Here is a 13,495-nt window from a genome sequence, read left to right as displayed (position 1 = left end):
GCGTTCGCAGGGCGCGTGTACCCGCCTCCGGCCCGAGCACGCGTACGGATTCGGCCCGGCGTGAAAAAAGCGGAACGGCCGCTCCGCGCACCTGGCGCGAAACGGCCGCTCCGACCGCGGCTTGAGGGGCCGTCAGCTCCAACTGGCGTGCAGCGGCTTGCCCTCGGCGTACCCGGCGGCGCTCTGGACGCCCACGATGGCCTTCTCGGCGAACTCCTCCAGGGAGGCCGCGCCGGCGTACGTGCAGGACGAGCGGACGCCCGCGATGATCGAGTCGATCAGGTCCTCGACGCCCGGGCGGGCCGGGTCCAGGAACATCCGCGAGTGCGAGATGCCCTCCTCGAAGATCGCCTTGCGGGCCCGGTCGTACGCGGACTCCTCGCTCGTGCGGTTGCGGACGGCGCGCTTGGACGCCATGCCGAACGACTCCTTGTACAGGCGGCCGCTGGCGTCCTGCTGGAGGTCGCCCGGGGACTCGTACGTACCGGCGAACCAGGAGCCGATCATCACGTTCGACGCGCCGGCGGCGAGCGCCATGGCGACGTCGCGCGGGTGACGGACACCGCCGTCGGCCCAGACGTGCTTGCCGTACTTCTTGGCCTCGGCGGCGCATTCTAGGACGGCGGAGAACTGCGGGCGGCCCACGCCGGTCATCATCCGGGTGGTGCACATGGCGCCGGGGCCCACACCGACCTTGATGATGTCCGCGCCGGCCTCGATCAGGTCGCGCACGCCCTCGGCGGCGACGATGTTGCCCGCGACGATCGGCACGTGCGGGTCGAGACCGCGGACGGCCTTGATCGCGGCGATCATCGACTCCTGGTGGCCGTGCGCGGTGTCCACGACGAGGGTGTCGACGCCCGCGTCGAGAAGCTGCTTGGCCTTGCCGGCGACGTCGCCGTTGATGCCGACGGCGGCGGCGATGCGGAGCATGCCGTTGGCGTCGACGGCCGGCGAGTAGAGCGTGGCGCGCAGCGCGCCCTTGCGGGTCAGGATGCCGGCGAGGCGGCCGTCCTTGTCCACGGCCGGGGCGTAGCGGCGGTTGTGGTGGTCGAGGGTGTTGAACGCCTCGCGCGGGTCGATGTCGGCGTCGAGCAGCAGCAGCTCGTCCTTGGACATGACCTCGGAGAGCTGGGTGAAGCGGTCGACCCCGGACAGGTCCTCGTCGGTGACGACACCGATCGGACGCTGGTCGGCGTCCACGACGACCGCCGCGTTGTGCGCGCGCTTGGGCAGCAGCGACAGCGCGTCGGCGACCGTCTGGTGCGGGTCGAGGACGATCGGGGTGTCGAGGACGTGGTGACGGCTCTTGACCCAGGAGATGACGTCGGTGACGACCTCGATCGGAATGTCCTGGGGGATGACGACGAGGCCACCGCGCCGGGCGACGGTCTCGGCCATCCGGCGGCCGGCGATCGCCGTCATGTTGGCGACGACCAGGGGGATGGTGGTCCCAGTGCCGTCGGGGGAGGACAGGTCGACACCCTGGCGGGAGCCCACGGCCGAGCGGCTAGGCACCATGAATACGTCGTCGTACGTGAGGTCGTACGGCGGCTTCAGGTCATTGAGGAAACGCACGTGCTGAACATCCCAGTCGTTCGGAGTTGGCCCCCGGGCATTTCAGCCGGGGGGAAAACGCACGTACTTCATTCTCCCATGGCCGCACACGCGTACGCCCCGGGCGAAAGGCACAGGGACGCGGGAGGGCCCTGGTGGTTTCCTCCAAGCGGGCACCGTCCGGGCGCGCGCCGGCCCCCGGACGGTGCCCGGGGGCGGTGACGGCAGCGGAGCCCCGGGGTGGCCGGAGCCCGGGGCTACTCGTCGGGGTCCGCGCGGTCGAGGGCCGGGCGGGGGCCCGGGGTGAACTCGGTGAGCAGGTAATCCGCCGCCATGGTGTCCGTGACCAGGCTGGTGACCAGCCCGGACCGCAGTACCGCGCCGATCGCCGCGGCCTTGCGGCGGCCGCCCGCGATGGCCACGACCTCCGGGATGCGCCGCAGCCGGTCGGCCTCGACCGTGATGCACCGCTCCCCCAGGTCCCGGCCGACCCGGCGTCCGGACGCGTCGAACAGGTGGGCCGACATCTCGGCCGCGACGCCCAGCGAGGCGTAGTGCGCCCGCTCCTCGTCCGTGAGCATGTCGTGCACCGTGGAGATGCCCGGCTCCCAGGAGCCGATGGACACGGCCGCGACGGTGACCTTGTCGAAGTACTCGAAGGCGCGCGCGATGCCGGTCTGGTTGCGCAGCGCCGCCGCGGTCGCCGGGTCGGGCAGCAGCATGGGCGCGTAGATCGGGTGCGCCTCGCCGCCGGAGACCTGGGCGGCCCGCCGTACCGCCTCCACCGAGCCGCGCTCGGCGGTGCCGGCGTCGTACACGCCCGTGAGCTGGACGACCGTGCAGGGCGGCAGCCGGTCGAGGGCGGCCGCCATGTGGATGGTGGAGCGGCCCCAGGCGAGGCCCAGGACGTCGCCCTCCGCCACGAGCTCACCGAGCAGGTCGGCCGCGACCTCGCCCAGGTTCTCGGGGTCCGGCGAGGCGTCCTCGCCCTCCGGCGGGGACTCGACGACCACCGCGTGACGCAGCCCGTACCGGGCGCGCAGCGCGTCGGAGCGCTCCGCGTCGAGCTCGGCGGGTACGCGGATCTCGATGCGTACGAGGTCACGCTCGAGGGCGGTCTCCAGGACCCGGGCGACCTTGAAGCGGCTGACGCCGAACTCCTCCGCGATCTGGATCTTGGACTTGCCCTCGAGATAGAAGCGACGGGCCATGGCCGCCGCCTGCACCAGCTCCGCGGGTCCCATCCGCAGGGCTGGCCGTCCCGCCGACATAGCAGACACCGCGTTCTCCTCACTGCTGTTCACACTTCGGATCGCCATCCTCGCAGATGCGGCGGTCCTCGATCGGTCCTGATGGGCTGCGTTCATCTGCCCGTGGTCCACCCGTGGCTCAGTGGCCGCACGCCCACGCGGCCGTGGTGGTCGCCGCGGTGGCCTGTTCGCGCAGGGCCCGCACCGCGGCGGCCGGGTCCTCCGCTCCGTACACGGCGGAACCGGCGACGAAGACGTCCGCACCGGCCTCCGCGCAGCGCTCGATCGTGGCGGCCGAGACCCCGCCGTCGACCTGGAGCCACAGCTCCAGGCCGTGCTTGGAGATCAGCTCCCTGGTGCGGCGGATCTTCGGCAGCATGATGTCGAGGAACGCCTGGCCGCCGAAGCCCGGCTCCACGGTCATGATCAGCAGCATGTCGAGCTCGGGGAGCAGGTCCTCGTACGGCTCGATGGGGGTGGCGGGCTTCAGCGCCATCGACGCCCGCGCGCCCTTGGCCCGGATCTCGCGGGCCAGCCGCACGGGGGCCGCGGCCGCCTCCACGTGGAAGGTGACCGACCCGGCCCCCGCCTCCACGTACTGCGGGGCCCAGCGGTCCGGGTCCTCGATCATCAGGTGGCAGTCCAGCGGGGTGTCCGTCGCCCGCCGGAGCGACTCCACGACGGGCACGCCCAGGGTCAGGTTGGGCACGAAGTGGTTGTCCATGACGTCGACGTGGAGCCAGTCGGCGCCGTCGACGGCCTTCGCCTCCTCGGCGAGCCGGGCGAAATCGGCGGACAGGATGCTGGGGTTGATCTGGGCCATGAGCCAAGCCTGCCATGTCCCATGGGGTTTCTTTTACCCGATGCCGCCGCGGCCCTCGCGGGACGCGGCACACTTGCCGCATTCCCGGCGAATCGAAGTGCTCACGCGGTACGCCGCAGCAGCGCCAGGTACATCGCGTCCGTTCCGTGCAGATGCGGCCAGAGCTGTACGTCGGGCCCGTCGCCGAGCGCCGGGACCCCCGGCATCAGGGGCCTGGCGTCGATCAGCTCGGCGCCGCCGTGCCGCTTGAGGACGTCGTCGACGACCACCCGCGTCTCGGCCAGGTGCGGCGAGCAGGTCGCGTACCCGACGACGCCGCCGACCCGGACGGCCCGCAACGCCTCGGTGAGCAGACCCCGTTGCAGCGGGCCGAAGCCCTCCAGGTCCTCCGGACGGCGGCGCCAGCGGGCCTCGGGGCGGCGCCGCAGGGCGCCCAGGCCCGAGCACGGCACGTCCACGAGGACCCGGTCGAAGGAGCCGGGGCGCCACGGCGGCCGGGTGCCGTCGGCGGCGATGACCGTGTACGGGCCGGGGTTGCCGGACAGCGCACGGTCGACCAGCCGGGCGCGGTGGGGCTGCTTCTCGGAGGCGAGCAGGGCGGCGCCCCGCTCGGCGGCCAGGGCGCCCAGCAGGGCCGCCTTTCCGCCGGGGCCCGCGCAGCCGTCGAGCCAGCGGGCGTCGGGGCCGTCGACCGGGGCGTTGGCGAGGGCGATCGCGACGAGCTGGCTGCCCTCGTCCTGGACGCCCGCCCGGCCGTCGCGCACGGGGCCGATCGCGCCGGGCTCCCCGCCCTCGGCGAGCCGCACGGCATAGGGGGACCAGCGGCCCGGCAGGCCGGCCTCCTCCCCCAGCAGGTCCAGCAGCTCGTCGGGGGTGGACCGGCCCGGGCGGGCCACCAGGGTGACCTCGGGCCGCTCGTTGTCGGCCTCCAGCAGGTCCTCGATCCCGGCGCGCCCGCCGCCCAGCGCGTCCCACAGCGCGGAGACGACCCAGCGGGGGTGCGAGTGGACGACCGCCAGGTGGTCCTCGGCGTCCTCGTCGTACGGCGGGGCCACCTGCTCCAGCCAGGCGTCCAGGTCCTGCTGCGCGATCTTGCGGAGCACGGCGTTGACGAACTTGGCCCGCCCGTCGCCGAGCACCACCCGCGCCAGCTCCACGCTCGCCGACACCGCCGCGTGCGTGGGGATGCGGGTGCCGAGGAGCTGGTGCGCGCCCAGCGCGAGCACGTCCAGCACCGGCGGGTCCACCTCGCGCAGCGGCCGGTCGATGCAGGCCGCGATGACCGCGTCGTAGGTGCCCTGGCGGCGCAGCGTGCCGTACACCAGCTCGGTGGCGAGCGCCGCGTCGCGGCCGTCGAAGCCCTCCTTCTCGCGCGCCTTCTTCAGCAGCGGCGGCAGGACGAGGTTGGCGTACGCGTCGCGCTCGTCGACGGCGCGCAGCGCCTCGAAGGCCAGGATCCGCACCGGGTCCTTCTTGGGGCGGCGGTACGGCTTGGGGGGACGGCGACGGGACTGCTCGCTCAAAAGGTGCTCCGCTTTTCGGTGAGGCATCTACCCTTTCAGCCTACGTCGGCCGGGCCGGCCTTCTCCCCCGGGGCGATCCGGACGCCCCGGGCCCAGTCGGCGGCGCGCATCGGCTTCTTGCCCTGGGGCCGCACCCACAGCAGCTCGACGGCGTGCGATCCGGTACCGACGTACACGTTGTTCTTGCCGGCCGACAGCTCGCCGGGGGCCAGGTCGGTGCGGTCCGGGACGAGGGCGGCCTGGACGATCTTCAGCCGCTCGCCGCGGAAGACGGTCCAGGCGCCGGGGGCGGGCGTGCAGCCGCGGACGACACGGTCGACGCGCAGCGCCGGGGCGGTCCAGTCGAGGTGCGCGTCCTCGACGGTGATCTTCGGGGCGAGCGAGATGCCGTCGGCCGGCTGCGGCACGGCCTTCAGGGAGCCGTCCTCGATGCCGTCCATCGTCGCGGCGAGCAGCCCGGCGCCGGCGAAGGCGAGCCGGGTGAGCAGGTCGCCGCTGGTGTCGGTGGGCCGGATCCCCTCGGTGATCACGCCGTACACGGGGCCGGAGTCCAGCCCCTCCTCGATCTGGAAGGTCGAGGCTCCGGTCACCTCGTCCCCGGCCATGATCGCGTGCTGCACGGGCGCGGCGCCGCGCCAGGCGGGCAGCAGCGAGAAGTGCAGGTTCACCCAGCCGTGCGCGGGGACGTCCAGGGCCACCTTGGGCAGCAGGGCGCCGTAGGCGACGACGGGGCAGCAGTCCGGCGCGATCTCGCGCAGCCGGGCGAGGAACTCCTCGTCGCGGGGCCTCACCGGCTTGAGCACCTCGATCCCGGCCTCCTCGGCGCGCTGGGCCACCGGGCTGGCGACCAGCCGGCGGCCGCGCCCCGCGGGGGCGTCGGGGCGGGTGACGACGGCGGCCACCTCGTGCCGGTCCGAGGCGATCAGGGCGTCCAGGGCGGGTACGGCGACCTCGGGGGTGCCTGCGAAGACGAGCTTCATCAGTGGCTGACTGCCTGTCTGTCCGGTGGCGGTGGTGGGCAACGCACCAGTTTAGGTGCCGTCGGGGCGGGGGCGTACGCCGCCTTGCGCGCCCTGGGCATATGCGGATACGCCCCCGCAGCGTGACCCGGACCCCGGGTGGCGCGTTGGTCAAGGCAGATTGACCGTCACGGGCCGCCGCCACGGAGTGGCCCACCCCTTTCCAACGCCGGTTCGAGAGGCTTGTACATGGCCGACCACGCAACCCACGACGCCCAAGCCCGGGCGAGCCTGCACCTGCTGGTGCGGGACATCGAGCGGGTCCGCCGGCAGGTGGACGCGCTGCGCACGCTCACCGCCCAGCTCGGCAATGTCTACCGCCCGCGGCGCTCCGGCCCGTCCACGGGCTTCGTCGTCTACGGCAGGGCCCCGGCCCCCACCGTCCGGCTCGCCCAGGAGCTGCGGGACAGCGTCGAGACCCTGGTGACCGCGGCGGTGGACTTCGACCGCTCGCTGGGCTTCTCGTGGGACGCGGTGGGCTCGGCGCTCGGGGTGACCAAGCAGGCGGTCCACCGCCGGTACGGTTCCCGGCGCGCCACGGCCCAGCAGCCGGGCCCGGCGGAGGCGGAGCACACCGTCGAGCCGGGCGGTACGCGCACGATGCCCTCGGTCCCGGCCGCGCGGTCGATGCCGCCGCAGCCCACCTCCGGCTCCCAGACCCTCCGCGAGGAGGTCCGCCCGAGCGCCTTCCCCGGCCCGCGCAACGGCTGACCCCACCGGCCGCCCGGCCCCCTGCCCCCAGGGGACCGGGCGGCCGCCCATGCCGGCTTCTCGCCCCGTGCGTGTCGGGTGCCGCCCGGCGTGAGGCGCCGCCCGCCGGGCACCGCCACGGGGCCTTCCCGGAAGGGCGCCGAACCGCCGCCCTGGGGGCGGATCCCGCCCATGGGCGCCGCCGCGCCGGTCCCGGTCCCGCCGGTCGGGTCGGACAGAGCCCGGCGCGCGCCCGCGGACCCACGGCGCCACCACCCCGCGCCCGCCCGGTCAGCAGGCCCGGGAGGTCCGGCAGGCCCCTCGGTCAGCCGATGTCGGGAGGGTCCACGCGGATGCGGACCGGGTCCGTGCCGCCGCGGGCGAGGCGGGCCGCCTGGGTGGTCTTGAGGGCGGCCGCCAGGGCCGAGCCCCGGCCCGGCGGCACCCGGAGCAGGGCCCGCTCCCAGACCTCGCCCGGCGGCGGGTCGCCCGGGCGGCGGGGGGCGCCCGGCGGCGGGGGCGCGAGGGGCACGGGGCCGAGGACCTCGGCCTCGGCGGGCAGCTCGGCGGCGGCCAGGAACGCCGCGACCGCCTCCGCCCGGCCCGTCACGGCGGCCATCCGGGAGACCGGGGGGAAGCCGAGCTCGGCCCGCTCGGCCAGCTCCCGCTGGGCGTGCCCGACCGGGTCCCACCGCACCAGGGCCTGCACCGGCCGCAGGGTGGGCTCGGCCACGATGACGACGGTGCCGCCCTCCTCCTGGCCGCGTACCAGCGAGGCGGCGTCCGTCCAGCGCCGCAGGGCCTCCTCGCCGGCCCGCAGGTCGGCCCGGCCCAGCATGGCCCAGCCGTCCAGGAGCAGGGCCGCCGCGTACCCGCCCTCGGCGACCGGCTCGGCGCCCGGGGTGCTGACCACCAGGGCGGGACGCCCCGGCACGGTGTCCAGCACATGGTCCCGCCCCGAGGTCCGTACCGGTACGGCGGGGAACGCCCGCCCCAGTTCCTCGGCCGTGCGCCGGGCGCCCACCACCTGGGCCCGCAGCCGAGCGGACCCGCACTCCACGCAGTGCCAGTCGGGCGCGCCCCGCCCGCACCAGCCGCACCGCAGCTCCCGCTGACCGGGCGCCTCCAGGGGGCCCGCGCAGTGCCGGCACCGCGCGGGCGTCCGGCACCGCTCGCACGCCAGCCGGGGTACGTATCCCCGCCTGGGCACCTGCACCAGCACCGGCCCGGTCTTCAGGCCCTCCCGGGCGACCTGCCAGGCCAGCGACGGCAGCCGGGCCGCCCGCGCGGCCTCGTCGCGCGCCAGCTCCCCGTCCCCCACGGTCCGGACGAGCGGCGCGGCGGCCCGCACCTGGTCCCGGGGCGCCACCAGGGGGCGGGCCCAGCCGGTCTCGACGAGCTGGGCCGCCTCGACCGTGCAGCTCGTGCCGCCCAGCAGGAAGGCGCACCCGTCGTGCGCGGCGCGCAGGAGCAGCACCTCGCGGGCGTGGGGCAGCGGGGCGTGCTGCTCGCTGTGGCTGGAGTCCCCGTCGTCCCAGATGGCCACCAGCCCCAGGTCCCGCACCGGGGCGAACATCGACGCCCGGGTGCCGACGACCGCGCGGACGGCTCCGCGCCGCACCGCGAGCCACTGCGCGTACCGCTTCTCGGGCCCCGCCTCGGCGGTCAGCAGGGCGTGCCGCCCCTGGCCGAGCACGGTGGTCAGGGCCTCGTCGACCCGGCCGGCCGCCCGCCCGTCGGGCACCACGACGAGCGCGCCGCGCCCCGACGCGAGGGTGGCGGCCACCGCGCGGGCGAGCTCCTCCGCCCAGTGCGGTCCGGGCAGCGCGTTCCACACGGCCCGTGGCGCGCGACCGTCCGCGAGCGCGGCCAGGAACGCCTCCCCCCGTTCGTACCTGCTCCAGGTGCCGGGGTCCGGCGGCGGGGGCGGCGGCAGCGGCGGGGGCGACGGCTTGCCCTCGGCCCTGGCGTTGCGCGGCGGGACGGCGAGCTGGAGCACGTCGGCGAGGCTGCCGGCGTACCGGTCGGCGACCGCCCGGGCCAGGCCGAGCAGTTCGTCGTCGAGGACCGGTTCGGGCGACACCACGTCGGCCAGCGCCGCCAGCGGTCCCGAGTAGTCGGACTCGGCCCGCCGTTCGACCAGGAAGCCGTCCAGCAGCCGTCCGCCCTCGCGCCGCCCGTCGCGCACCTGGTGGGCGCCCGCCCCGAACCGCACCCGCACCCGCACGCCCGGCCGGGCGACGGCGTCGAGTTCCTCGGGCACGGCGTAGTCGAAGAACTGGTCGAGGTGGAGCACGCCTTTGTTGACCACGACCCGCGCGACGGGCAGCTCCTTGGCCAGGGCGGCCCCGCGCCAGGTGCGCGGTTTGGCGCGGGGCACCTTCGCCTTGCGCACGGTCTCCCGTATGAGCGCGAGCTGCTCGGGCGGCTCGGCCCCCCGGCCCCCGCCTTCCCTCTTCCCGTCGTCGCTGCTCACAGCCACATTCCTACCAGAGCGGACTGACAGCGCCCGTTGTCGGCGGGGTGCGCTTCCATGGTCCCGTGACCGTCCATGACACCGCGAGGCTGCTGCCTCCCCCACGGGTCCTCCGCGACCACTGCCGTGCCCTGGCCCTGCTGGAGGCGATCCTCTGCCGCGACCCGGCGTACCGGCACTACTCCTTCGACGCGCAATGGTCGCGGACCGAGGAGCTGGCCTCGATGAGCAACGGCTCGGGCGTCCTCGCGTCGCGTCCCCTCACCGACGAGGTGGTGGCCGCCCTGAACCCGGGGCCGGCGCTCGCCGGCCTCGCCGGGGACCTGGCGGCCCTCGGCCGTCCCGGGTCCGGCCGCTGAGCCGTTCCCCGTCCGCCCGTGCCGCCGCCGGAACGCCGAAGTCCGGCACCCCTGTCGGGGATGCCGGACTTCCGGTCGGGCGGTCGGCCTGCGGGCTACAGTCCGGCGGCCTTGCGCAGCGCGTCCACGCGGTCGGTGCGCTCCCAGGTGAAGTCGGGGAGCTCGCGGCCGAAGTGGCCGTACGCCGCCGTCTGGCCGTAGATCGGCCGCAGCAGGTCGAGGTCGCGGATGATGGCGGCCGGGCGGAGGTCGAAGACCTCGCCGATCGCGTTCTCGATCTTCTCCACCTCGACCTTGGCGGTGCCAAAGGTCTCGACGAAGAGGCCGACCGGCTCGGCCTTGCCGATGGCGTAGGCGACCTGGACCTCGCAGCGCGAGGCGAGCCCGGCCGCGACGACGTTCTTGGCGACCCAGCGCATGGCGTAGGCGGCCGAGCGGTCGACCTTGGACGGGTCCTTGCCGGAGAAGGCGCCGCCGCCGTGGCGGGCCATGCCGCCGTACGTGTCGATGATGATCTTGCGGCCGGTGAGGCCGGCGTCGCCCATCGGGCCGCCGATCTCGAAGCGGCCGGTCGGGTTGACCAGCAGGCGGTAGCCCTCGGTCTCCAGCTTGATGCCGTCGTCCAGGAGCTGCTTGAGGACGTGCTCGACGACGAACTCGCGGATGTCGGGCGCGAGCAGCGACTCCAGGTCGATGTCCGAGGCGTGCTGGGAGGAGACGACGACCGTGTCGAGGCGGATGGCCTTGTCGCCGTCGTACTCGATGGTGACCTGGGTCTTCCCGTCGGGCCGCAGGTAGGGGATGGTGCCGTTCTTGCGGACCTCGGTCAGGCGCTTGGAGAGCCGGTGCGCGAGGTGGATCGGCAGCGGCATCAGCTCGGGCGTCTCGTCCGAGGCGTACCCGAACATCAGGCCCTGGTCGCCCGCGCCCTGCTTGTCGAGCTCGTCCTCGTCGCCCTCGACGCGCTTCTCGTAGGCGGTGTCGACGCCCTGCGCGATGTCCGGCGACTGGGCGCCGATCGAGACGGAGACGCCGCAGGACGCGCCGTCGAAGCCCTTCTTGGAGGAGTCGTAACCGATCTCCAGGATCTTGTTGCGCACCAGCGTGGGGATGTCGGCGTACGCCTTGGTCGTCACCTCGCCGGCCACGTGCACCAGGCCGGTGGTGATCAACGTCTCCACGGCGACGCGGGAGGTGGGGTCCTCCCGGAGCAGCGCATCGAGAATCGTGTCGCTGATCTGGTCAGCGATCTTGTCGGGGTGACCCTCGGTCACGGACTCCGAGGTGAAGAGACGACGGGACACAACGCTCCCTGGGTTTGCAGCGGCTGCTGGCTGATCATTTGCGGACCGGCAGGGGGCTGCGCCCCGCGTCGTTCCGAGGACAGTTTATCGGGCGCTCTCGGCCGTCGGACCAGGTGTCTCGCAAGGTGGGAGCCGGATCGGCCACATCCACCGTTTCGGCGGTAGGAAGATCGGCTTCCACTCCGGGCCGGAACGCCGGTTTTCGTGGGGTTTCATCCACCCAAAGGGGCGAAATCAGAGATTCATCCTGTTTTGTCCGAGTCGGTCTTCCCCACCCCGCCGAGCCGGGGTGCGACGAGGTCCCAGACGGTTTCCGCCAGGGCTTCTTTCGGGCCGTGGGGAACGGGGGTCTCCCCGCCGTCCGCCGCCAGGACCACGGCTTCGTTCTCCTCGGAGCCGAAGGTCTTGCGCTCCCCCACCTCGTTCACCACGAGGAAGTCGCACCCCTTGCGGCGCAGCTTGTCCCGACCATTGGCCAAAACATCATCCGTCTCGGCGGCGAACCCGACGATCACCTGCTCCGGACGGGGACGCTCCGCCGAGATCTCTGCCAGGATGTCGGGGTTGCGCACCAGGGCGATGGGGGCCGGCTCCTGGCCGTCCTTCTTCTTGATCTTGCCTTCGGCGTACGTGGCGGGGCGGAAGTCCGCGACGGCCGCGGCCATCACCACGGTGTCCGCGTCGGCGGCCGCCTTGAGCACCGCCTCGCGGAGCTGGACGGCGGTGCCGACGTGGACGACGTCGACGCCCGCCGGGTCGGGCATCCCGGTGTTGGCCTCGATCAGCGTCACCCGGGCGCCCCGGGCGGCGGCGGTCCTGGCGAGGGCGTACCCCTGCTTGCCGGAGGAGCGGTTGCCCAGGTAGCGCACGGGGTCCAGGGGTTCCCGCGTACCGCCCGCGCTGATCACCACGTGCCGGCCGGCGAGGTCGGGCACGGCGGTGGCGCCGCGGGCCAGCACCCGGCGGCAGACCTCGAAGATCGCGTCCGGGTCGGGCAGCCGGCCCTTGCCGGTGTCGGCGCCGGTGAGGCGGCCCACGGCGGGCTCGACGACCACGGCGCCGCGGCGGCGCAGGGTGGCGACGTTCTCCTGGGTGGCGGGGTGCTCCCACATCTCGGTGTGCATCGCCGGCGCGAAGACCACCGGGCACCGGGCGGTGAGCAGCGTATTTGTGAGGAGGTCGTCCGCCAGGCCGTGGGCGGCCTTGGCCAGCATGTCGGCGGTGGCGGGGGCGACGACCACGAGGTCGGCGTGCTGCCCGATGCGTACGTGCGGGACCTCGTGCACGTCCGACCAGACCTCGGTGGAGACCGGGTTGCCGGAGAGCGCGGACCAGGTCGCGGCGCCGACGAAGTGCAGGGCGGCCGCGGTCGGGACGACCCGTACGTCATGACCGGACTCGGTGAGCCGGCGCAGCAGCTCGCACGCCTTGTAGGCGGCGATGCCCCCGCTGACCCCGAGGACGACCTTCGGCTTGTCCACTCAACGCCTCCCGGCTCCGTAACGCGTACGAGTCCTACGACTCCATGACACACCACAGGCCCGGCGGAGTGTCCACCGGGCCTGTCATGACGTGCAGTGGGGCGCCTACTGGGCCGGGCCCTCGATGGCCTCGGAGGTCAGCAGACCCGCGTTGATCTCACGCAGGGCGATCGAGAGCGGCTTCTCGTGGACGTGGGTGTCCACCAGCGGACCGACGTACTCCAGCAGGCCCTCACCGAGCTGCGAGTAGTACGCGTTGATCTGACGCGCACGCTTGGCCGCGTAGATCACGAGGCTGTACTTCGAGTCAGTGGCCTCGAGCAGCTCGTCGATCGGCGGGTTGATGATGCCCTCGGGCGCGGTGATGGAAGAGGACACGCTCTACCTTCCGAAAAACTTCTGGAAAATGGGACAAAGATCAAACAACTTGCATCAAGGCTAGCAGCTCACGGGCTACGTCCTCGACGGAGGTGTTGACCAGGGTGGTGTCGAACTCCGACTCCGCCGCGAGCTCGACCTTGGCCGCCTCCAGGCGTCGCTCGATGACCTCCGGCGGCTCGGTGCCGCGGCCGGTCAGCCGGCGGACCAGCTCGTCCCAGCTCGGCGGGGCCAGGAAGACGAGCTGGGCCTCGGGCATCGACTCGCGGACCAGCCGCGCGCCCTGGAGGTCGATCTCCAGCAGCACGGGCTCGCCCGCCTCGATCCGCTCCAGCACCGCGCGGCGCGGGGTGCCGTAGCGGTTGCCGGCGAACTCGGCCCACTCCAGCAGTTCGCCGTTGGCGACCAGCTTGTCGAACTCGTCGTCGGCGACGAAGTGGTACTGCACGCCGTCCCGCTCACCGGGGCGCGGCTTGCGGGTCGTCGCGGACACCGACAGCCAGACCTCGGGGTGGACCTTGCGCATATGAGCGACGACCGTGCTCTTGCCGACCCCGGAGGGGCCGGAGAGCACGGTCAGTCGCGGACGTACGTCCGGGGGCTCGGGGGCGGTCCCCCGGGATGTTGCGGCCATG

General features: G+C 73.8%; 12 protein-coding genes. 2 read left to right on the top strand and 10 right to left on the bottom strand.

The features are described from left to right. Positions 1-132 precede the first annotated feature (132 nt). The 5 genes from ACF068_RS22155 to fmt form a co-directional block, all read right to left on the bottom strand. On the bottom strand, positions 133-1,578 hold the full coding sequence (locus tag ACF068_RS22155) for a GuaB1 family IMP dehydrogenase-related protein (protein ID WP_392275983.1): 1,446 nt from the start codon (positions 1,576-1,578) through the stop codon (positions 133-135). Between the two features lie 236 nt (positions 1,579-1,814). Continuing rightward, the gene (locus ACF068_RS22150; RefSeq protein WP_392275982.1) at positions 1,815-2,861 is read right to left on the bottom strand and encodes a sugar-binding transcriptional regulator; all 1,047 of its coding nucleotides are present in this window, start codon (positions 2,859-2,861) and stop codon (positions 1,815-1,817) included. An 85-nt stretch (positions 2,862-2,946) separates the two neighbouring features. Beyond that, the gene (gene rpe / locus ACF068_RS22145) at positions 2,947-3,630 is read right to left on the bottom strand and encodes a ribulose-phosphate 3-epimerase (protein WP_392275981.1); all 684 of its coding nucleotides are present in this window, start codon (positions 3,628-3,630) and stop codon (positions 2,947-2,949) included. A 101-nt stretch (positions 3,631-3,731) separates the two neighbouring features. After that, the gene (locus ACF068_RS22140) at positions 3,732-5,153 is read right to left on the bottom strand and encodes an RsmB/NOP family class I SAM-dependent RNA methyltransferase (RefSeq protein WP_392275980.1); all 1,422 of its coding nucleotides are present in this window, start codon (positions 5,151-5,153) and stop codon (positions 3,732-3,734) included. 35 nt (positions 5,154-5,188) lie between these two features. After that, complete coding sequence (gene fmt, locus ACF068_RS22135; RefSeq protein ID WP_392276060.1) at positions 5,189-6,133, bottom strand: methionyl-tRNA formyltransferase; 945 nt, start codon at positions 6,131-6,133, stop codon at positions 5,189-5,191. 228 nt (positions 6,134-6,361) lie between these two features. On the opposite strand from fmt, the gene ACF068_RS22130 reads away from it, so the two are divergent. Continuing rightward, the gene (locus ACF068_RS22130; RefSeq protein WP_392275979.1) at positions 6,362-6,883 is read left to right on the top strand and encodes a hypothetical protein; all 522 of its coding nucleotides are present in this window, start codon (positions 6,362-6,364) and stop codon (positions 6,881-6,883) included. A gap of 304 nt (positions 6,884-7,187) precedes the next feature. On the opposite strand, the gene ACF068_RS22125 is transcribed toward ACF068_RS22130, so the two are convergent. Then, entirely contained in the window at positions 7,188-9,338 is a 2,151-nt protein-coding gene (locus ACF068_RS22125) for a primosomal protein N' (protein WP_392275978.1), read from the bottom strand. A gap of 65 nt (positions 9,339-9,403) precedes the next feature. Here ACF068_RS22125 and ACF068_RS22120 point away from each other — a divergent pair, with 65 nt between their 5' ends. Next, positions 9,404-9,697, top strand: coding sequence for a hypothetical protein (locus ACF068_RS22120; RefSeq protein WP_392275977.1), 294 nt, complete (start codon positions 9,404-9,406; stop codon positions 9,695-9,697). Positions 9,698-9,792: 95 nt separating this feature from the next. On the opposite strand, the gene metK is transcribed toward ACF068_RS22120, so the two are convergent. The 4 genes from metK to gmk form a co-directional block, all read right to left on the bottom strand. After that, positions 9,793-11,001 carry a methionine adenosyltransferase gene (gene metK / locus ACF068_RS22115; protein ID WP_392275976.1) on the bottom strand — a complete coding sequence of 403 codons (1,209 nt, stop codon included), beginning with the start codon at positions 10,999-11,001 and terminating at the stop codon, positions 9,793-9,795. Positions 11,002-11,243: 242 nt separating this feature from the next. Beyond that, complete coding sequence (gene coaBC / locus ACF068_RS22110) at positions 11,244-12,482, bottom strand: bifunctional phosphopantothenoylcysteine decarboxylase/phosphopantothenate--cysteine ligase CoaBC (RefSeq protein ID WP_392275975.1); 1,239 nt, start codon at positions 12,480-12,482, stop codon at positions 11,244-11,246. Between the two features lie 105 nt (positions 12,483-12,587). After that, positions 12,588-12,860 carry a DNA-directed RNA polymerase subunit omega gene (gene rpoZ / locus ACF068_RS22105; RefSeq protein ID WP_005319902.1) on the bottom strand — a complete coding sequence of 91 codons (273 nt, stop codon included), beginning with the start codon at positions 12,858-12,860 and terminating at the stop codon, positions 12,588-12,590. A 40-nt stretch (positions 12,861-12,900) separates the two neighbouring features. Continuing rightward, positions 12,901-13,494 carry a guanylate kinase gene (gene gmk / locus ACF068_RS22100; RefSeq protein WP_392275974.1) on the bottom strand — a complete coding sequence of 198 codons (594 nt, stop codon included), beginning with the start codon at positions 13,492-13,494 and terminating at the stop codon, positions 12,901-12,903. Position 13,495 lies beyond the last annotated feature (1 nt).

The sequence above is a fragment of the Streptomyces sp. NPDC016309 genome, from assembly GCF_043077235.1.
Lineage (GTDB): Bacteria > Actinomycetota > Actinomycetes > Streptomycetales > Streptomycetaceae > Streptomyces.
This window is presented reverse-complemented; position numbering and strand designations above follow the sequence as displayed.